This is a genomic window from Domibacillus sp. 8LH (genome assembly GCF_038806185.1).
Classification (GTDB): Bacteria; Bacillota; Bacilli; order Bacillales; family Domibacillaceae; genus Domibacillus; species Domibacillus indicus_A.
On record NZ_JAVJNG010000001.1, the window covers coordinates 250,380 to 269,563 of the forward strand.

Consider the following 19,184-nt stretch of genomic DNA (forward strand, 5'->3'; position numbering starts at 1 on the left):
TTTTTTCCGCTCCTTCAGTTTGTTGATTGCTGCAAGTCCGGACGCAGGATGGACGCTCCTTCTAAATAAACGTGCTGAATATCTTTTTGCGCCACATCTGTGTTCACGTGCATCATAATTCGAATGCAGCGTTCTAAACCGCCTTTGATCGCCAGCTCCTGCATGCACATAACCGGAACGTATTCCCACCCGTTCTGCTCGCGCAGTACCTTGGCTGGAAACATGGCATCTAAATCATTGGTAGCAGATAAAAACGCCGAGCAGACGGTTTCCGGATCAATGTTATTTTGTGCAATCATCTCTTCCATGAGACGTTTTGTCGCTTCTTCCATTAAACGGCTGTCATTTACTGACACCGTAATGGCTCCACGGATTCCTCTTACCATGTGTCGGACTCCTTTCGAAAATGCTCGTCAATATGCTGAAGCTCTTCTTTTGTCATTTCTGTTACGTACGGCTTGCCTACTTCATTCAGCAAAACAAAACGGACCGTGCCGCCGTATGCTTTTTTGTCGCGGGCCATCACAGCGTAAATGTCTTCAAACGAAAAAACCGTACCGGCTTTTACCGGATATCCCATTCGCTTCAGCCATGCGGCAAACGAACCGGTATCGAAGGAAAGGTCATTTTTAAACTGTGAAGCATAAAGGGCAAAAATCATGCCGCAGGCAACCGCCTCACCGTGCGCCGTTTTTCCGTAGCCGGACAGCGCCTCTACCGCATGTCCGTATGTATGGCCAAAGTTTAAAAAAGCCCGGACGCCCGTTTCTTTTTCATCTTCTTTTACGATTGCACTTTTAATTTCGATTCCTCTTTGCAGACAATGCTCTAAAAAAGAGCCTTTTATATCTTCCACGCTTTTCACCGACTGCTGAATGTTTTCAAGCAGTACCCGATCCGCAATAAGAGCATGCTTGATCACTTCCGCAAAACCGCTTCTCGTTTCCTTCTCAGAAAGCGACTTTAAGAAAGCTGTGTCATACACCACCGCTTCGGGCTGATGAAACGCGCCAATCATATTTTTGCCGAGTGGATGATTGATGGCCGTTTTGCCTCCGACAGCACTGTCATGCGCCAATATCGTTGTCGGAACTTGAATAAATGGAATACCACGCATATAACTCGCCGCGCAAAAACCTGCCAGGTCGCCGCAGGCGCCTCCGCCAAATGCGATCACAAGCGAGCGGCGGTCAAGCGCTGCTTCAAGCATAGCCGTTAAGCATTGTTCAAAAACATAAAAGGACTTGGCTGATTCGCCCGCCGGAACGAAATGCCAGTCTGTTGCAAGCGAAGATGGCAGTGCGTCCCGCAGTGCCTCGCCGTGAAGCGCATAAACGGCTTCATCGGCAATGACAAACATGCGGGTTGGTGTTTTGGGCATATCCAGAATAACGCGGCTGATTTCCTGTACCGCTCCTTCCCCAATGATGACTGGGTAGGTTTTATGAGTCGTTTCAACAAGTACACGGTTCATCATTAAAACTCCCTTGTATACGCTTTATGTTCCTTTACCTGGCGGATTAAATGATCCATCCGATCACTGTTAAACTGTTCTAAAATAGCGTTAGCCAGCTCCCAGGCAACCGCTGCTTCTGCCACAACCGCCGCTGCAGGAACAGCGCAGGCATCTGAACGCTCAATGCTTGCTGTAAATGGCTCTTTTGTATCGATATCCACACTTTCAAGCGGCTTGTAAAGGGTTGGAATTGGCTTCATAACCCCGCGGACAACGACCGGCATCCCGTTTGTCATACCGCCTTCAAAGCCGCCCAGACGGTTTGTTTTCCGGTAAAAGCCCTGCTGCTCACTCCAGGCAATCTCGTCATGCACTTCGCTGCCGAATTTGCGTGCTGCTTCAAAGCCAATGCCAATTTCTACCCCTTTGAATGCGTTAATGCTGACAATCGCGGCTGCGACCTTCGCATCAAGCTTGCGGTCATAGTGAACATAGCTCCCAACCCCGATCGGCATTCCTTCTGCAATCACTTCCACAACACCGCCGATTGAGTCACCGTTTTTCTTCGCGTTATCAATCGCTTCAATCATTTTTGCTGCTGCTTCTTCATCCAGGCAGCGGACAGATGATGCTTCACTGCGCTCCTGCAGTTCAGCAATCGTTTCAAATTGTACATTTTCAGCACGAATGCCGCCAATTTCCACAACGTGTGAGGCAATTTCTACACCGAGTAGTTTTAACAGCTTTTTGGCTGCTGCCCCCGCGGCTACTCGTACCGTTGTTTCACGGGCAGATGAGCGTTCCAGCACATTCCGCATATCCCGATGACCGTATTTGATACCGCCATTTAAATCTGCATGTCCAGGACGAGGGCGTGTAATTTTCCGCTTGATCTCCTCCGCTGTTTCCTCGTTTTCAAGTGGTTCAATTCCCATGATCTTCGTCCAGTGCTTCCAATCATCATTTTCCACAACCAGCGTGACAGGCGAGCCAAGTGTATAGCCGTGGCGGACGCCTGATTTCATCGCTACTAAATCTTTTTCTATCTGCATGCGGCGGCCGCGCCCATGCCCTTTCTGGCGACGAAGCAAATCATGGTTGATGTCTTCTGCAAGAAGCTCCATACCGGCCGGAAGCCCCTCGATAATCGTCGTTAATTGTGGTCCATGTGATTCTCCAGCTGTTAAATATCTCATTCTCCTGCTCCCTTCAATACGTTAAAGCGGTTATGTACTACTATATCATATTTAAAATTCATTGGAACAGCCGAAACGGCTGTTTTTGAGAATTTTATCACAATTTCTGCGCTGCATGGAGACAAATTTAAAAAAGCCGGCATGCCGGCTTTATACTTTTTTATAAAAAAAGGTATCTTCTACCTGAAAACCGTACCGCTCCGGATTAAATATTTGTTCCGTGCTTCCGACAAACAGGACACCGCCAGGCCGAAGTGCTGCATTAAATTTCCGGTACAGCTCGTCTTTTGCTTCTTCTGTAAAATAAATCATCACATTCCGGCAGACTATCAAGTCGAAGCTGCTTTCAAATCGATCCGACAAAAGATTTTGTTTTTTAAACGTGACCGTCCGTTTAATATCATCAGAAATTTTATAAAAAGCACCTTCCTGCTGAAAATACTTCCTCTTCATAGGTTCCGGCAGTTCAGCGAGCGACCTTTCCGGATAAAGACCCAGCTTTGCTTTTTGAATCACATCTACGTCAAGATCTGTCGCCTGAACAGACACGGATGCAAGCGGCATATAAGCAGACAAAATCATAGAAAGCGTATAGGGCTCCTCTCCTGTAGAGCAGGCCGCACTCCATACTTTCAGCCGCTTGTTTTCCTTGAGCAGCCGCGGCAGAATTTTTTTCTCTAACACTTCCCATCGCTTACCATTCCGGTAAAACTCTGACACATTGATGGTCATCCGGTCTAAAAATTCATTCATCATCGTTTGATTTGAATTTAATGCGTCAAAAAACGAAGAAAAGGATGGATACCCCTTTTTTTCGTATAAAGACGTCAGTCTTCTTTTCATTTGTGCTTCTTTATATAAACCAAGATCAATGCCTGTTTTTCGCTTAATCGAGCCGACAAACTGTTCGTAATCCCCCATCGTGCTCCTCCTTTCTGTCGATTCGCTTCTTTTTTCTTTATTATAGCTGATCTCAGGAAAATAAGTGGGAAAAATTTCACAAAAAAAAAGAGTTTCCAGCCCAGCCGGCTGAAAACTCCAGGAATGATTAGTAGACCCATTCAGATCCTGATTTTTCGTACGCTGTCAGCTCATTTTCTTGGAAGAAAAGGCTGATTTCACGCTTAGCGCTTTCAGGAGAATCAGAACCATGAATGACATTTTTCCCTACAATAACGCCAAAATCACCGCGAATCGTTGCTGGTGCTGCGTCTTTCGGGTTTGTAGACCCCATCATTTGACGAGCAGTCGCAATGACATTTTCACCTTCCCACACCATGGCAAAAACAGGTCCAGAAGTAATAAAATCTACTAATTCACCGAAAAATGGGCGTTCCTTATGTTCCCCGTAGTGCTGTTGAGCTGTTTCAGGTGATATATGCATCAGCTTTGCAGCCACAAGGCGGAAGCCTTTTTTCTCAAAACGCGACACAATTTCCCCAATCAAACCACGCTGTACTCCATCAGGTTTTACCATTAAGTATGTTTGCTCCATCTTTCACCACTCCTGTGTTATGTATACCGCTTACATGCGGACAAGATGAATCGTAACACTTCTTTTGTAAATTTACAACGCTTTCATGGAAAAAATTAATATTTTCTTTTGCCAATAAAATGGGCAATATCACGTAATGAATTCCGGTGCCGGCCCGGCGGTAGTTCTGTTAAAATAGCCAGTGCCCGATCGAGATATCTTCTGCTTAACGCATGAGACTGTTCAATCGCATCACTGCGCTTTAAGCGGGCAATAATATCGTCTATTTCTTCACGGCTTGAATGAGCGTGAATAGAAGTAATGCGCGCACGCATGTCACTATCCTGCATCGCATACAAAACAGGAAGCGTAATGTTTCCTTGAAGAAGGTCACCGCCGGCTGGTTTGCCCAGTTCTTTTTCACTTGCTGTAAAGTCGAGAATATCATCGGTAATTTGAAAAGACATCCCTACATTGTAGCCGAAATCGTACAGCTTCCGGTGGATCGAAGCCGGAGCGCCCGCCGCAATAGCGCCAAGCTGGCAGCTGGCTGCGATCAAAATAGCTGTTTTTCTCTTGATGCGGCGAAGGTAATCGCGCAGATGCTGATCATACCGGTACTTATCCTGAATTTGAATGATTTCTCCGATACACAGCTCTGTCATCGTATGGGATAGAATCTGGTGAGCCTCTACTTCTTTAATTCTTGTCATAGAGTCAAGCGCAGCGGCAAAAATGTAATTGCCGGCATACATGGCGATCCGGTTATCCCACTCCGCTTTAACCGTGTGCTCTCCTCGGCGGATAACGGCATCATCAATAACGTCGTCGTGAACAAGTGAAGCCATGTGAATCAATTCAAGAGAAGCAGCTGCATATTTCACACGATGAATATCGTAATCACCAAACTTCGCGCCAAGCAGAAGCATTACCGGGCGAATGCGTTTTCCGCCTGCTTGAAGAAGATGTACAGACGCCTCCTCCAGAATGGACGATGACGAACGAACGGCGTGTTCCAGCTCCTGCTCAATCAAATCGATATCCGCTTTTAACCGCGTATAAATTAGTTTTATGTTCATTTCTTTTCACCCGGCTCTTGGTCTAGTATTATTTGTTTCCGTAATGTGTGGCAGCTACACCGCCTGTGTGAGCTTTAAAACGCACATTTTGAAAGCCGGCCTGCTGAAACATACGGGCAAGCTCTTTCATGTCTGGAAAATGGCGTGCTGATTCCTGCAGCCATGAATATTCCTCATAGCTTTTTGCGAAAAGACGGCCAACCGCCGGCATGATGAAGCGGAAATACAGCTCGTATCCTTCCTTAAAAACAGGCATTTGCGGCTGGCTTGTTTCGAGGCATACGACCATTCCACCTGGTTTTAACACACGGCGCATCTCTGAAAGCACCTGCATATAATCTGGTACATTACGAAGACCAAAACCAATCGTCACAAAATCAAACGTATCGTCTTCGAACGGAAGCTCCATCGCGTTGCCATGGATCAGTTCTACCTGTTCCAAACCGGCCGCCTCTATTTTCTGCCTGCCGACAACGAGCATATTTTCGCTAAAATCAAGTCCCTTGACCACTCCATGCGGCCCAACGGCTTCCGCCAGCGCTATTGTCCAATCGCCTGTTCCACAGCATACATCAAGCGCTTTTGCACCTTTAGGCACATTCATGATTTTCATTGTTTCATTTCGCCAGCGCTTGTGCTGCTGAAAGCTGATAATAGAATTCATTTTATCGTAGTTACCGTATATTTTTTGAAATACACTGTGCACTTTTTCTTCTTTAGATTGCTGCATTTGTCACCCTTCTTCCACGAGCCGAAGCGGCCTGCTGCCAAAAAGGCGGTTGCGCTCCGCTTCAACGACAGCCGCTTTATAGGAATCTATGCTTTCTATACACTTTGTTACATCCGCATGGATCTCTTTAAGCCGCTGCTCGATAACCTCGATGACCTGCTGGTCTGTCTCGTATTGTTGTTTTAATGCTTCAAAAAGAATAAAGGGCTCATTTTTCTCACGAAGAAGCCGGTCTGCCGTCAAAAGCTGCCGCAGGGCACGATCCATTATTTCATCTGTACCCTTTTCGATGTGCACGGCGCCAATAATATCGCCTTCAATCACTGCAACAGCGTCTAATATGGCTTCTTTTGTTTCAAGCTGATGCCGATGAAGCGATGTTTTCGCTTCATTCACCCTTTTTACCGCTCCTGCAAGAACGCCTACCCAGTGGACACAGCCCGCTTCTGCAAGAGTCCGGTAATACATCCCGCTAAAATAATCACCCGCTAATACGATCAGCTGGTTTTTTTGTGTGATTTCTTTGGTCACAGACGGAATGGCATCATGTACATCCATTGCCAGCCCAATGAGAACAGCTGCCTGCATCAGCTTCTGCACCTGCTCACTTTTTCTTTCCTCGTCTGTAAATGCCAGCATTAAAGCAGATGCCCGAAGCGGGTTTATAACCGGCCTGCCGATCACTTTATCTAAAAAAGGCTGCCGGCATGCCCGATTGATTTCTTCAAGTAGTGTACTCTGTTGCTCCTGCCACTCCTTCATTGTGAAAACCCCTCACTCGCAAATCATTTCAAATCGTTTCGTTCCTTTTCATTACGCACACTTAGTATATCACACTCGTGTTCTCATGACGAACGAATGAGCGAAAGCAGCTCGGTCCGAAGCTGGGCGTCATTTTCGTACAAACCACGCGCGGCTGTAGTGACCGTTTTAGCGCCTGGCTTTTTCACCCCGCGCATAGCCATGCACATATGCTCCGCTTGCACAATCACCATTACCCCTTGCGGCTGAAGCATGTCCATAATTGCGTCTGCTACTTCATTTGTAATCCGCTCCTGCAGCTGCGGACGGCGGGCAACCGATTCAACAGCCCGTGCCAGCTTGCTTAAGCCGGTTACTTTTCCGCCTTTTGGCATATACGCTACATGAGCATGGCCGAAAAACGGCACAAGATGATGCTCACACATCGAGTAAAAAGGAATGTCCTTTACAAGAACAAGCTCTTCATATTGTTCTTCAAATACAGTCTCGAAATAAAATCTTGGATCCACGTGAAGACCTGAAAATGCTTCTTCATACATTTTCGCTACCCGTTTCGGTGTATCTTGAAGACCTTCCCGGTCCGGATTTTCACCAACCGCTTCTAAAATCAGGCGTACGGCCTGCTGAATTTTGGCGTGATCTACTTCAGCCATTTTTATCCACTCCTGTATACATGTATTGCATGTGTAATATTATTTGTACTGCACTTCATCTTAGCATATCGGGTCAACTCTGGGCAAAGTGAAGTGTTCAAAAAAAGAGACTGCCCAATGGGGGCAGTCCCGCTTTAGCCAGAGTAGGCTATGTACTTATTTAACCGCGTCTTTAAGCGCTTTACCCGGTTTAAATGCCGGTACTTTGCTCGCAGCGATTTCGATTTCTTCACCTGTTTGTGGATTACGTCCTTTACGTGCTGAACGCTCACGCACCTCAAAGTTACCGAAACCAATCAATTGTACTTTGTCGCCTTTTGCCAATGTTTCTTGGATGGCATCGAAAAGAGCATCAACCGCTTTTGTCGCGTCTTTCTTAGAAAGTTCTGCTGTTTCTGCAACTTCATTGATCAAGTCAGTTTTGTTCATGCCATTCACCTCCTCCCGCATGAGACCCGATAAACATTGTTATATCAATGTTTTACCGTAATTCTGTTAAAAGATTATCACATGTGTTCGGGCATATCAAGCAGAATCCACCTTAAACGGGTATTTTCCCCGGTTTCATCAAAAAAAGACTCCCATTTTGAGAGTCTAGCCCGTTTTAAAGCAGTATCGCAATCATTCCGCCTGAGCCTTCATTGATGATTTTTTCAAGCGTATCTTTTAACTTGCTTCGGGCATGATCAGGCATTAAGGATACTTTCGACTGAATACCGTCCCGGACGATCGAGCTTAAATTACGCCCGAAAATGTCACTGTTCCAAACGGACAGCGGATCATCTTCGAAGTCTTTCATCACGTGATGAACGAGCTCTTCACTTTGTTTTTCTGAGCCGATGATCGGTGAAAATTCCGATTCAACATCTACTTGAATCATGTGAATAGATGGCGCCACTGCTTTCATCCGCACGCCATAACGCGAGCCGTGGCGAATAATTTTTGGTTCTTCCAAGCGCATTTCGTTGATGGATGGAACCGCTACCCCGTAACCGGTCTGCTTGACCATTCTCAGCGCTTCTTCTACCTGCCCATATTCTTCCTTAATATGAGCATAATCTTGGATAATTTCCAGCAAATGCTCTTTGCCGCGTAATGGTTCCCCAATAATTTCGTTGACGATCTTTTCATACAAGCCATTTGGCGCATTCACGTTGATTTCTGCAATTCCCTGCCCCATATCCATTCCTGTCAACACCGCAGACTCAATATACTCACCGCCGCCAAACTGGTCAACAACACGGTTCACATCACGGAGCCTTTTAATATCCTTGACCGTTTCTTTTACCATTTCGTTGTATTTATCCCGAAGCCAATGCGATTCATCCAACGCCATAATCCAAGAAGGAAGATGAACGTTCACTTCATGGACCGGGAATTCAAATAAAGCTTCCTGCAAAACATGCAGCACGTTCGATTCTGTCATCGATTCAACCGACATGGCGAGAACCGGAATATCATACTTTTCGGCCAGCTCCTGCTGCAGCTCTAAAGTCTCCAAATTCTCAGGCCGGGCCGAGTTTATAATCAAGATAAAAGGCTTGCCCACTTCTTTTAATCCTGCAACGGCCCGTTCCTCCGCCTCAATATAAGTGTGGCGGCGCAGTTCACCGAATGACCCGTCTGTTGTGACTACTACCCCAATCGTCGAATGCTCTTCAATCACCTTTCTCGTTCCAATATCCGCTGCTTCATCGAACGGAATTGGTTCATCGTGCCATGGTGTCTGGATCATCCGTGGACCGTGTTCATCTTCATATCCTTTTGCTTCCGGCACAACATAGCCTACACAGTCTACCAGCCGAATATTGACGAGCACACCGCCCGCCTGCACAGCCGCCGCACGACTCGGAACAAATTTCGGTTCTGTCGTCATAATGGTTTTGCCGGAGGCGCTTTGCGGCAGTTCATCCTGTGCACGGCGCCGTTCCGATTCACTGTCCATGTTCGGCAGCACCAAAAGCTCCATAAACTTCTTTATAAATGTTGATTTCCCCGTTCTGACAGCACCGACAACGCCTAAATAAATATCGCCTTCGGTCCGCTCGGCAATATCCTTAATGACTTCTGTATTTTCCATCAGCAGCCCCCTCCCGTTTCGAACGGCTCGTCCGCCGCCTGCCATACAGTGTATGAGCGTTTTTTTAAATGTATGCAAAAAAAGAAGCCTGCATGTTAAGCAGGCTTCAGATTGTAGGCAAATAAAATCTATTGCCAAAGGGCCTTTTTGTTTCTTTTTCATGTAAAGAATGAGGACAGTTGGGATGGGAGCCGATAAGGCGGCGGGCGTGCAGCTTTGCTTTCCATGGGGCAGACGCTGAGCCCGCTCGTCCCATAGGAGTCTTCGCCGCACACCCGCCGCCTGTGCGGTTAAACAAGACTGCTCAACTTAATAGATACACACTTGCCCTATCACCAAAGCGGTAAAAGCGCATATGTAGATACCCTCTTTGCTGATTTTTCGAAACAAATGGGTAAGCCGGCCGGCTTACCCTATCGGCTCTTTTTAAGAAGTGATATTTTCCGAAAAGTCTCCTCTTCTGCCCGCTTTCAGAGCAGTAAAACCTTTCATAAAAAAAGACTGACGACTTTGTCGACAGTCTCAAGCCTGCATGTTAAGCAGGCTTCTTTTTATTCATAAAAACAGGCTCTCCTTGTTCATCGACCGTATAAGGCAGTGAAAATGCCGGTACAATGGGAGAAGACTGGATAAGCAGGCTGCGAATATCTTCGCCAGGCGCAGGAAGCTTGTCCAATTTTTGAAGGACTGTATACAAATCAGCCGCATAATCTACATAAAGCGTTCCGTCACCACTTATGACCAGTGGAAGCTGCCGTCCGGAATAAGGACTTGTTACATAGGGCTCTTCTTCAAATCCAAGTTCCTTAAAATCAAGTGAATATACATTATCGGCCAGTGTCTCTTTAAAGGGGGGATACTTGTGGGCAAGAAGGCGGATATTTACGCTTCGAATTTGTTCAGCTATGCGCAAATCAATCAGTTTGACGGTTGGATTTTTTTCGACATCTACAAGTACATACTGGTAAATCCCTCCACTTTCAAATGCATTCCCTGGCGGCTCCGCCATAAAACGAGGTGAGATTTTCCCAAAATCAACCGGATACTTTTCATAAAGATCGGGATTATTTTCCTTTGTTTTAATCGGCAAAATGCCATCCTCTTCCCTTTGGAATTGATCAACCGCCGTTTGAACGGCTCGTAATTGGTCTTCATACGGCTGTTCATTTTGGCTTAACTTCTCCTCAGGATATAAGCAGCCGCTTAATATGAAAGAGAGCGCTGCCGTCCAAAAAAGAAGCAGGCTGTTTCTCCTTATCATGGTTACTGGTTCACCCCTTCATTAACGGGTCGGGCCGCTCAAAACCACATAAACAACAATAAGCCCGCCGACAATCATGCATATATAAGCGAAAAGTGCGGTTATTCCTTTTAAAAAGCGGTTACGAAACTTGTAACGGCTCATGTAGATTGAAAAAATAGAGACAATCATCAGCCCCATTCCGGCAAATGAAATCCACATTTTCAGCATGGATGGTGACATGGGCGTTCGTCCTTTCCACTAATCCCGCTTTGTATCTAAAATATCGATTAAGTCTTCCAGTTCATGTTTTTTTACACGTGCCATTAAATCATCTACGGCTTTTTTAGGATCCTGCTCTTTAAATAAAATATGATAGAGTGCTTGTGTAATCGGCATTTGCACATCGTATTTTTGGGAAAGCTGATAACCAGCTTTTGTCGTGCGGACTCCTTCCACAACCATTCCCATACTTTCGAGCACTTCATCCAGCTTTTTGCCCTGGCCGAGCATATTTCCAGCCCGCCAGTTTCTTGAATGAACACTTGTGCATGTGACGATTAAATCGCCAATACCGGCAAGGCCCGAGAAGGTAAGCGGATTTGCTCCCATCTTTGTGCCAAGCCGGGCAATTTCCGCCAATCCGCGGGTAATAAGTGCTGCTTTTGCATTGTCTCCATAGCCGAGTCCGTCGGAAATTCCAGCTGCAAGCGCGATAATATTTTTTAATGCGCCGCCGATTTCTACACCAATCATGTCTGGATTTGTGTAAACCCGGAAGTTCTGGTTCATAAATAAGTCCTGAATGTGCTGAGCCGCTTCAAGCGAATGAGAAGACACCGCCACGGTTGTTGGATGGCGCAGACTTACTTCTTCTGCATGGGAAGGCCCTGACAGTACCACTACGTCTTTCAGTGCATTTTTAGGCATTTCCTGCTCAATCATTTCGGAAATGCGGAGCAGTGAATCAGGTTCAATTCCTTTAGACACATGGACAACGGTAACCGGTGATGCAGCCGTCTGAACGATTTGACGTGCCACTTCCCGGATCGCTTTTGTTGGCACAGCAAGCACAACCGTACTGCATCCTTCAAGCGCCTCAGCAAGTGATGTTGTGCCGCGAATAGAGGCAGGCAGTAAAATATCCGGCAAATACCGGCTGTTTGTATGATGTGTATTCAATTCAACTATCCGCTCTTTATTTTTTGCCCACATGGTCACATCCAGACCGTTATCGGCAAGCACAAGGGCAAGAGCTGTTCCCCAGCTCCCTGCCCCCAGCACTGCAATTTTTTCTGTCATATGAAACACAGCCTTTCCTTCTTATTTTCTTGCGCGCGCAATAATGTGAATCGGCGTTCCTTCAAATGAGAACGCATCACGAATGCGGTTTTCAAGAAAGCGGAGATAAGAGAAATGCATGAGTTCCGGCTCGTTCACAAATACAACAAACGTTGGCGGCTTGACCGAAACCTGTGTTGCATAATAAACGCGCAGCCGTCTTCCTTTGTCTGCCGGTGCTGGGTTCATCGCCACAGCATCGGTAATGACATCATTCAACACACTTGATTGAACACGCATTGAGTGGCTTTCGCTCGCCCGGTCAATATATGGCATCAGTGTATGAATTCGTTTTTTCGTCTTGGCAGACAAAAACACGATAGGTGCATAGTCTAAAAATTGAAAATGACTGCGGATGTTTTCTTCAAATTCACCCATTGTTTTTTCATCTTTTTCAACAGCATCCCATTTGTTTACAACAATCACAACAGCCCGTCCTGCTTCATGCGCGTAGCCGGCAATGTGCTTATCCTGTTCACGAATGCCTTCCTCAGCATCTAATACGACCAGCACAACGTCAGAGCGTTCGATTGCTCTCATCGCACGCAGTACGCTGTATTTTTCAGTTGTCTCATACACTTTACCGCGTTTTCTCATCCCGGCTGTGTCAATGATTACATACTTTTGGCCATTGTACGTGTAAGGAGAGTCAACCGCATCGCGCGTCGTGCCCGCAATATCACTGACAATAACACGGTCTTCTCCGAGCAGCGCATTTGTAAGAGACGACTTTCCTACATTCGGACGGCCAATTAATGAAAATTTAATGACATCATCTTCGTACGGTTTGTCTTCTCCAGTCGGAAAATGCGAGACAACTTCGTCAAGCAAATCTCCAAGGCCAATACCGTGCGAACCGGAAATCGGAAAAATCTCACCAAAACCAAGTGAATAAAAATCATAAATATCCGTCCGCATATCCGGGTTATCAATTTTATTTACACCAAGTACAATCGGCTTTTTAGACCGGTATAAAATTTTGGCTACTTCTTCGTCTGCCGATGTGACACCTTCACGGCCATTTACAATAAAAATAATCACATCCGCTTCATCAATCGCAATTTCAGCCTGCTGGCGAATTTGGTCTAGAAAAGGCTCGTCACCTAAGTCAATACCGCCTGTATCAATCAAGTTAAATTCATGCGTCAGCCACTCGCCTGAACTGTAGATACGGTCGCGGGTTACACCCGGCACATCTTCGACAATGGAAATACGCTCACCGGCAATCCGGTTAAAAATCGTTGATTTACCTACGTTTGGCCTTCCAACGATCGCAACAGTCCGTTTCATCATTACATCTTTCCCTTCAATGGTTCACCCAATTTATTCTCAGTACTTCTTTATTTTGTTCAAAAGAAAACCCTTCTACCATGAGAAGGGGTTCAATCAACAATTTATTTTATCATATTTTGGTTATGAATCAAATGGCACCGGCGCGCGGAGAGCAAATCGCTCCGGCTTTAACCCGCGGGCCTGCAGCCATTGGCACGTTTCTCCTGATATGATAAGCGGAACGCTGTGGAGATGGGAAATGGACCGGGCACCGAGCGCGCACATCATCATTTTTATATCTGCTTTCATTTGTTCGATATGCTCTACCAGGGCTTCCTGTCCGCTTGTCATCAATACGTTTAGCAGAAAGCCGGACAACCCGGTTGCTGAAGCGCCCAGTGCCAATGATTTCACCACATCATCAGCATATTGCAGACCGCCTGAAGCGATAACAGGACGACCTGGAGCCCCCGAAAGGGTTTCAACAATAGATACAGCAGTTGGAATGCCCCAGCTGTTGAAAAAAGCAAGAGGGCGTGCGGCCCGCTCATTTTCAACAGCAGCAAAGTTTGTTCCGCCAAACCCCGCTGTATCAATTGCCGCCAACGGAAGATCATTTAATAGCCGGGCCGTTTCAGCGCTTATCCCGAAACCGGTTTCTTTTACAATCACCGGTACCTTTACCGTTTCACAAATGGAAGCAATCCGGTCAACAGCTCCACGAAAATCCCGATCTCCTTCAGGCATCGCAAGTTCCTGAACGACATTTAAATGGATTTGAAGAATGTCTGCTTCAATCATCTCACACACAGCACGAGCTTCTTCTACTGATGCCTCCGCTCCGATATTCGCCATCATGATGCCCTTTGGATTGGCTTTCCGGGCGGCTTCAAACGTAGCTCTTTCTTCCGGATGGCGAAGCGCTGACATTTGAGAACCGACAGCCATTGGGATGCTGCATGCTGCGGCTGCTTCTGCTAACTGCGTATTAATGCGCGCTGTCACTTCTCCGCCTCCGCCTGTCATCGCATTCACAAAAATCGGCGAACTCCACTGAAGTCCGCCGATTTCCGTTGATAGCGATATATCTTTGACAGAGGAACCCGGGAGGCTCTGGTGAACAAATTGAATATGCTCCAATCCTGTCCGCCGGCTTTGTCCCGTTGACAATGCATAATGAATATGGTCAATCTTACGTTCCGCTCTGCTCAAGTTGTCATCACCGTCTTGTTTATTTTAAATCTTTTAGCTGGTCGCCTAAAATATCACCAATTTGGAAGCCTGAGCTTTCTTCCGGTAATTCATAGGAATCAACCGTTTCTTCCGGCTCTGCTTCTTCAAATGATTTCATGCTGAGCGATAAACGATGCTCCTGCTCATTGGCATCCAGCACTTTTACTCTAACAGTCTGCCCTTCTTCCAATACTTCATGAGGAGTGCCAATGTGGCGGTTAGAGATTTGAGAAATATGAACGAGACCTTCTACGCCTGGGAACACTTCTACAAACGCACCATATGAAACAAGGCGTTTCACTGTGCCTTCATGTTCTGATCCAATTGGTGCACGATCTGCGATGTTTTCCCATGGTCCAGGCAGTGTTTCTTTAATAGATAGAGAAATTCGCTCGCTGTCGCGGTCAATAGACAGCACTTTTACTTTTACTTCTTGTCCTTCCGTAAGTACATCGGATGGTTTTTCTACATGCTCATGTGAAAGCTGGGAAATGTGCACAAGCCCATCAACACCGCCGATATCAACAAAAGCGCCGAAATCAGTTAAACGCTGTACTTTTCCATCAATCACATCACCTGCTTGAATGTTTTCAAGCACTTTTTGTTTATTTTCTGCTTTTTCAATATCCAATACAGCCCGGTGTGAAAGAATTAACCGGTTTTTATCTTGTTCAAGCTCGACGATTTTAAGTTTCATTACGCGGCCTTTGTAATCTTCGAAATCTTCAACGAAGTGATCCTCTACGAGTGAAGCCGGAATAAATCCACGGATGCCAAGATCTACGACGAGGCCGCCTTTAACAACTTCTTTAATCTCCGCTTCAAAAATAGTGCCTTCTTCAAATCGTTTTTGCATGTCGTCCCACGCAGTTTCTGCATCGGCTTTGCGTTTTGACAACACATATAGATCATCTTCTTCTTTTGTGACAAGCAGTTCAAGCTCGTCGCCTTCTTTGACGACATCTGATGCTTTTTCTACGTGAAGGCTTGACAGTTCACTGATGGGAATAATACCGTCTTTCTTGCTGTCCGGAATTTCCACCTGGACCTGCTTTTCTTCGACTTTCACAACCGTAGCGCGTACTTTATCGCCAACGGAGTAGTTATTCACTTCTGCCTGGTTCATATCCTCTGTCATATGTAATCCTCCTCAATACAAACTGCGTCAATTTTAAAAATTCTTACTTCTAACTTCTTACAAACCGCCCAATTTGTCAAGCTGGAAGCTCAGCCCTTATACTCTTTTATTAATTTTGCGATGGCTTCCATTATCGCTTCCGTTGCTTCTTCAGCTGAGGCTTTTCGCTCACGAAGAGAAACCATATCAATTGGCGGTCCATACACAACCTGCAGCGGCTTCCCTAGTTTATACGGGCCGATAATCGCACACGGTACAACTGCTGCATCCGTCCGAAGAGCGAAAAATCCCGCACCGGCAAGTCCTTTCCCTAACTCGCCGTTTTTCGAACGTGTGCCTTCCGGGAAAAGGCCCAGAACTTGTCCTTCTTTTAAAATTTTCAAACCAGTTCGAATGGCTTCCCGGTCACTCATGCCGCGTTTTACCGGAAAAACATTCAGTTCTTTCATTAATTTCCCCATCCACTTCTTTTTAAACAATTCTTCTTTCCCCATAAAGCGAACGGGACGTTTAGAAGTAATGCCTACAATCGGCGGATCAAGATTATCAATGTGGTTTGCACAAAGAAGCACCCCGCCTTCTTTCGGAAAATGTTCATGACCTTTAACATGAATTCGGTAGGCGGGGGTTAAAATAGATTTTACGACTGTTTTAGCGAATGTATAAAAAGTGACCATTTTACTCCCCCGCTCCTGCTGCAGCCATAATCGCCTCAGCTACCTCTTCGATCGACATATGTGTCGTGTCAATTTCAATCGCACCTTCCGCTTTTTTAAGCGGTGACTCTTCCCTCTCTGTATCCATTTTGTCGCGTGCGGCAATCTCTCTTTTTAAATTCTCCAAATCAGATGAAAATCCTTTTTTCAAATTTTCAGCATGGCGGCGCTTTGCCCGCTCATCCACACCAGCCAGCAGAAAAATCTTAACATCTGCTTCCGGAAGCACACTCGTACCGATATCACGCCCATCCATCACAACGCCGCCTCTGGCCGCTAACTGCTGCTGGCGGCGTGTCATATCACGCCGAACTTCACTGTGACGGGCCACTGCCGAAACATTGTTTGTTACTTCGTCTGTCCGAATCACTTCGGTTACATCTTCTCCATCCACCAGGACAATCTGGCCGTTTTCTCCCTGTTTAAGTGAAATGGCCGTCTCGGCAAGAAGCTTTCCGAGAGCTTCCCCGTCTTCTACATCTATGTTATGTTTAAGCGCTTTATGCGTAATCGCTCTGTACATAGCGCCTGTATCAATATAAATATAAGAAAGCCGTTCTGCCACGATTTTTGCAGCTGTGCTTTTTCCTGCAGCAGCAGGGCCATCAATGGCAATTTGCAGTTGTTTTTCCATGTCGTCACCTCATCCAAAAATTCTTATTCATTTTATCACAGATTGGTTTAGACACAAAAAAGAACCCAAACGATGGGCTCTTTATCATTCCAATCCTTTCCTGCGCAGCCGCAGCTGCTGTTCAAAGCAGAAACGCATTAATATTTGCTGCTCCGCATAAGGGAGGTCTTTAAATTCGAAGGAACCTATGCAGCGTCCGCTTTTTTCATCCTGACGGATACGAACCAGCTCTGCTTTCGCTTCAAAATAGAAGGGTTCAGCCTGCTGAGAGGGGATCACCCCGTATACGGTGGCTTCTGTCCCAGGCTCTGCCTGCACAGAATTCGGCAGTACAATCGCTGCGCCGCCTGCACTAATATCTTCCGTCAGCGAAGAAAAAGGCGGCATTCCGTCAAATTGGACCGCTGTATCAATCGCTTTTTGGACCCGTACGAACTTTCGGCGTTGTATGCGTACATATTGATTAAAACCCGGGTCCTGCAATACAAGCATAGGAATTTTCTTTTTGACCCGGGCGATCACTTCGGTACGGAATAAAAAAACAGCGGATGAAGCAGCCGGATCAAGGAAACTGACAGCAAGCTGCATTCCTTCCATCAAAAAAACCGCCCGGTTTGTTTGAATACTAACCGGGTAGTCAATAAACAGCTTTCCGTCTTCTATATCGACTACTTTGCATCGATACTCTTCTTTTTTATCTATTTCTTCAAATGGTTCCAGTGTTAGTACGATACCAGGCTGAAGCATGCATATCACTCTCTTTTTTCCTTACTGCGTTTTGTAGGCCAAAACACTTATTGGAAAAAATTATAAAGGATTTAAGACCTAAATGCAATATGATCTTATTGCCTATAGGCAGCTTCCGCTTCTGATAGTTTTTCGATCCGCTCTTCTTTTCCGTTCTCTGCATTAATAAAGATCCGGTAAGAAGCTGTTCCATTCTCCGCTAAAAATTCATAACACATCTTATCCTTCATTTCTTCATTCGTCACAATCGCTTTTTTTGTTTCCATTACCGTTAATTTCGGATGCAGCTCTTTTTTCGCTTCCTCTTCACTTAAAGCAGGCTCCTTAATGTTTCGTTCTTTTTTATTTTTCCAATAGTTTTGTGCTTCAAGACCCGTAACTGCACCTGTATCAAGCGCCACCTTGATCGTCACAGATTCTGGGTAAACGAGCGTGTCTTTCACTTTTTTAGTGTAGGTAAAAACACCGGTATGGTCATACTGCGCACTGTTCGTCATGACCATCCCTTCAAATCCGTGCTTTGCTAAAAAATCTTCCACTTTCTGAGAAGCAGTATACAAACTTATTCGGCTTTTGCCCGGGTTTCTATTTACGGTAAACGTTAAAGGATAACCGCCTTTTTTGGTAATATCCATGCTGGCTTCTTCACCGTCTTGTCCTGTAACAGATACATGATAAAACGGAACCGAAGCTCCTTTTAAACTGCTGTCTACGGACGTAACCTCCGCATCAAACTGAAAATAGTCCTTTGCTTTTTGAGCCGCTTCTTTTTCGGTGATCATAGGGCCTTCCAGCTTTTTGAGCGCATCATCTGAAACAGATTTTTCAATTTGAGTCGCCCGGAAAGTGTCTGATTCGGAAAATTCGGATGCTTTTTTCTCAATTGTATTAAACCCATCGATAACCGTATTGTCTCTTGGCTCATCTCCGTCAGCCGCTGCATGGGCTACATCTGTCCAGCGTAAATTTTTATCTAACACATTCATTTGTACGGCCCGAAGGTCATTTTGAATATCGGCAGACTGCTTATAAAGAGACTCAAGCTGCTCATATTCTTTATCGGTTAACGGCTGGGTATCTAAGTCCCGCACCGCTGTGTTATAGGTGAAATCACCGCTTTTCCCTAAAAATTCTTCGGTTTTTGAAAACGGCATAAAGCCGAGTGGAAGGCGGCTGATGGCATTGTGCGCTTCAGAGGTAAGGCGCCATACATCTGTCAGTGCAGGTGTTAAATTATCTTTCGAATTCATCGCCAGCGCTTCTCCCGTTCGATCATGAATCACATCTACCTGGTACACAAGTTCGTGAAATGCCTGCTGATATCCATTCTCCGCTTCGATCGCCAATCTTTCCTTTTCCTGGTGCTGCCTGTATCCCCAAACTGCCGTTACAGCTAAGAGCACAGCGAGTGCGACGGTGATAAATGTCCGCAT

Annotated in this window: 21 protein-coding genes; all 21 read right to left on the reverse strand. The window is 45.8% G+C overall.

All coding sequences use genetic code 11. The features are described from left to right. Positions 1-14: 14 nt before the first annotated feature. Complete coding sequence (aroH, locus tag RG959_RS01280) at positions 15-386, reverse strand: chorismate mutase (RefSeq protein ID WP_342795660.1); 372 nt, start codon at positions 384-386, stop codon at positions 15-17. Then, positions 380-1,477, reverse strand: a complete 1,098-nt coding sequence (aroB, locus tag RG959_RS01285) for a 3-dehydroquinate synthase (RefSeq protein WP_342795661.1) — start codon at positions 1,475-1,477, stop codon at positions 380-382. Before aroB ends, aroH begins: the two co-directional genes overlap by 7 nt. Then, positions 1,477-2,652, reverse strand: a complete 1,176-nt coding sequence (gene aroC / locus RG959_RS01290) for a chorismate synthase (protein WP_342795662.1) — start codon at positions 2,650-2,652, stop codon at positions 1,477-1,479. Before aroC ends, aroB begins: the two co-directional genes overlap by 1 nt. A gap of 150 nt (positions 2,653-2,802) precedes the next feature. Continuing rightward, positions 2,803-3,573, reverse strand: coding sequence for a CheR family methyltransferase (locus RG959_RS01295; RefSeq protein WP_342795663.1), 771 nt, complete (start codon positions 3,571-3,573; stop codon positions 2,803-2,805). 127 nt (positions 3,574-3,700) lie between these two features. Further along, positions 3,701-4,147, reverse strand: coding sequence for a nucleoside-diphosphate kinase (gene ndk, locus RG959_RS01300; RefSeq protein ID WP_309087713.1), 447 nt, complete (start codon positions 4,145-4,147; stop codon positions 3,701-3,703). 95 nt (positions 4,148-4,242) lie between these two features. Continuing rightward, on the reverse strand, positions 4,243-5,205 hold the full coding sequence (gene hepT / locus RG959_RS01305) for a heptaprenyl diphosphate synthase component II (protein WP_342795664.1): 963 nt from the start codon (positions 5,203-5,205) through the stop codon (positions 4,243-4,245). Between the two features lie 28 nt (positions 5,206-5,233). Next, entirely contained in the window at positions 5,234-5,935 is a 702-nt protein-coding gene (locus RG959_RS01310) for a demethylmenaquinone methyltransferase (RefSeq protein ID WP_251270926.1), read from the reverse strand. A 3-nt stretch (positions 5,936-5,938) separates the two neighbouring features. Beyond that, positions 5,939-6,697 (reverse strand): heptaprenyl diphosphate synthase component 1, encoded by a 759-nt coding sequence (locus RG959_RS01315; protein WP_342795665.1) that lies wholly within the window; start codon positions 6,695-6,697, stop codon positions 5,939-5,941. A gap of 83 nt (positions 6,698-6,780) precedes the next feature. Then, the gene (gene folE / locus RG959_RS01320) at positions 6,781-7,350 is read right to left on the reverse strand and encodes a GTP cyclohydrolase I FolE (protein WP_242233604.1); all 570 of its coding nucleotides are present in this window, start codon (positions 7,348-7,350) and stop codon (positions 6,781-6,783) included. A 156-nt stretch (positions 7,351-7,506) separates the two neighbouring features. Beyond that, positions 7,507-7,779, reverse strand: coding sequence for an HU family DNA-binding protein (locus tag RG959_RS01325; protein ID WP_242233603.1), 273 nt, complete (start codon positions 7,777-7,779; stop codon positions 7,507-7,509). Positions 7,780-7,954: 175 nt separating this feature from the next. Next, the gene (spoIVA, locus tag RG959_RS01330; protein ID WP_242233602.1) at positions 7,955-9,430 is read right to left on the reverse strand and encodes a stage IV sporulation protein A; all 1,476 of its coding nucleotides are present in this window, start codon (positions 9,428-9,430) and stop codon (positions 7,955-7,957) included. 535 nt (positions 9,431-9,965) lie between these two features. Further along, a complete protein-coding gene (locus RG959_RS01335) occupies positions 9,966-10,691 on the reverse strand; it encodes a hypothetical protein (protein WP_342795666.1) in 726 nt (241 codons plus the stop codon). 21 nt (positions 10,692-10,712) lie between these two features. Then, complete coding sequence (locus RG959_RS01340; RefSeq protein ID WP_242233600.1) at positions 10,713-10,913, reverse strand: DUF2768 domain-containing protein; 201 nt, start codon at positions 10,911-10,913, stop codon at positions 10,713-10,715. Between the two features lie 18 nt (positions 10,914-10,931). Continuing rightward, complete coding sequence (locus RG959_RS01345) at positions 10,932-11,972, reverse strand: NAD(P)H-dependent glycerol-3-phosphate dehydrogenase (protein WP_342795667.1); 1,041 nt, start codon at positions 11,970-11,972, stop codon at positions 10,932-10,934. A gap of 21 nt (positions 11,973-11,993) precedes the next feature. Beyond that, the gene (der, locus tag RG959_RS01350) at positions 11,994-13,304 is read right to left on the reverse strand and encodes a ribosome biogenesis GTPase Der (RefSeq protein WP_342795668.1); all 1,311 of its coding nucleotides are present in this window, start codon (positions 13,302-13,304) and stop codon (positions 11,994-11,996) included. A 120-nt stretch (positions 13,305-13,424) separates the two neighbouring features. Further along, positions 13,425-14,495 carry a type 2 isopentenyl-diphosphate Delta-isomerase gene (fni, locus tag RG959_RS01355; protein WP_342795669.1) on the reverse strand — a complete coding sequence of 357 codons (1,071 nt, stop codon included), beginning with the start codon at positions 14,493-14,495 and terminating at the stop codon, positions 13,425-13,427. Between the two features lie 19 nt (positions 14,496-14,514). Next, complete coding sequence (gene rpsA / locus RG959_RS01360) at positions 14,515-15,654, reverse strand: 30S ribosomal protein S1 (RefSeq protein WP_342795670.1); 1,140 nt, start codon at positions 15,652-15,654, stop codon at positions 14,515-14,517. Between the two features lie 89 nt (positions 15,655-15,743). Continuing rightward, on the reverse strand, positions 15,744-16,331 hold the full coding sequence (locus RG959_RS01365) for a lysophospholipid acyltransferase family protein (RefSeq protein WP_251270933.1): 588 nt from the start codon (positions 16,329-16,331) through the stop codon (positions 15,744-15,746). A gap of 1 nt (position 16,332) precedes the next feature. After that, a complete protein-coding gene (cmk, locus tag RG959_RS01370) occupies positions 16,333-17,004 on the reverse strand; it encodes a (d)CMP kinase (protein WP_342795671.1) in 672 nt (223 codons plus the stop codon). 84 nt (positions 17,005-17,088) lie between these two features. Beyond that, positions 17,089-17,751: a flagellar brake protein gene (locus RG959_RS01375; protein WP_342795672.1), complete on the reverse strand. Its 663-nt coding sequence runs from the start codon at positions 17,749-17,751 to the stop codon at positions 17,089-17,091. A gap of 95 nt (positions 17,752-17,846) precedes the next feature. Beyond that, the gene (gene ypeB, locus RG959_RS01380) at positions 17,847-19,184 is read right to left on the reverse strand and encodes a germination protein YpeB (RefSeq protein WP_342795673.1); all 1,338 of its coding nucleotides are present in this window, start codon (positions 19,182-19,184) and stop codon (positions 17,847-17,849) included.

What these genes read in the sequence shown, in the direction of transcription:
- RG959_RS01335 (WP_342795666.1), bottom strand. Translation starts at nt 10,691, where the DNA reads ATGATAAGGAGAAACAGCCTGCTTCTTTTTTGGACGGCAGCGCTCTCT.
- RG959_RS01375 (WP_342795672.1), bottom strand. Translation starts at nt 17,751, where the DNA reads ATGCTTCAGCCTGGTATCGTACTAACACTGGAACCATTTGAAGAAATA.
- RG959_RS01345 (WP_342795667.1), bottom strand. Translation starts at nt 11,972, where the DNA reads ATGACAGAAAAAATTGCAGTGCTGGGGGCAGGGAGCTGGGGAACAGCT.
- RG959_RS01340 (WP_242233600.1), bottom strand. Translation starts at nt 10,913, where the DNA reads ATGTCACCATCCATGCTGAAAATGTGGATTTCATTTGCCGGAATGGGG.
- RG959_RS01310 (WP_251270926.1), bottom strand. Translation starts at nt 5,935, where the DNA reads ATGCAGCAATCTAAAGAAGAAAAAGTGCACAGTGTATTTCAAAAAATA.
- hepT (WP_342795664.1), bottom strand. Translation starts at nt 5,205, where the DNA reads ATGAACATAAAACTAATTTATACGCGGTTAAAAGCGGATATCGATTTG.
- cmk (WP_342795671.1), bottom strand. Translation starts at nt 17,004, where the DNA reads ATGGAAAAACAACTGCAAATTGCCATTGATGGCCCTGCTGCTGCAGGA.
- aroC (WP_342795662.1), bottom strand. Translation starts at nt 2,652, where the DNA reads ATGAGATATTTAACAGCTGGAGAATCACATGGACCACAATTAACGACG.
- der (WP_342795668.1), bottom strand. Translation starts at nt 13,304, where the DNA reads ATGATGAAACGGACTGTTGCGATCGTTGGAAGGCCAAACGTAGGTAAA.
- folE (WP_242233604.1), bottom strand. Translation starts at nt 7,350, where the DNA reads ATGGCTGAAGTAGATCACGCCAAAATTCAGCAGGCCGTACGCCTGATT.
- spoIVA (WP_242233602.1), bottom strand. Translation starts at nt 9,430, where the DNA reads ATGGAAAATACAGAAGTCATTAAGGATATTGCCGAGCGGACCGAAGGC.
- RG959_RS01315 (WP_342795665.1), bottom strand. Translation starts at nt 6,697, where the DNA reads ATGAAGGAGTGGCAGGAGCAACAGAGTACACTACTTGAAGAAATCAAT.
- aroH (WP_342795660.1), bottom strand. Translation starts at nt 386, where the DNA reads ATGGTAAGAGGAATCCGTGGAGCCATTACGGTGTCAGTAAATGACAGC.
- RG959_RS01325 (WP_242233603.1), bottom strand. Translation starts at nt 7,779, where the DNA reads ATGAACAAAACTGACTTGATCAATGAAGTTGCAGAAACAGCAGAACTT.
- RG959_RS01295 (WP_342795663.1), bottom strand. Translation starts at nt 3,573, where the DNA reads ATGGGGGATTACGAACAGTTTGTCGGCTCGATTAAGCGAAAAACAGGC.
- rpsA (WP_342795670.1), bottom strand. Translation starts at nt 15,654, where the DNA reads ATGACAGAGGATATGAACCAGGCAGAAGTGAATAACTACTCCGTTGGC.
- RG959_RS01365 (WP_251270933.1), bottom strand. Translation starts at nt 16,331, where the DNA reads ATGGTCACTTTTTATACATTCGCTAAAACAGTCGTAAAATCTATTTTA.
- aroB (WP_342795661.1), bottom strand. Translation starts at nt 1,477, where the DNA reads ATGATGAACCGTGTACTTGTTGAAACGACTCATAAAACCTACCCAGTC.
- ypeB (WP_342795673.1), bottom strand. Translation starts at nt 19,184, where the DNA reads ATGCGGACATTTATCACCGTCGCACTCGCTGTGCTCTTAGCTGTAACG.
- ndk (WP_309087713.1), bottom strand. Translation starts at nt 4,147, where the DNA reads ATGGAGCAAACATACTTAATGGTAAAACCTGATGGAGTACAGCGTGGT.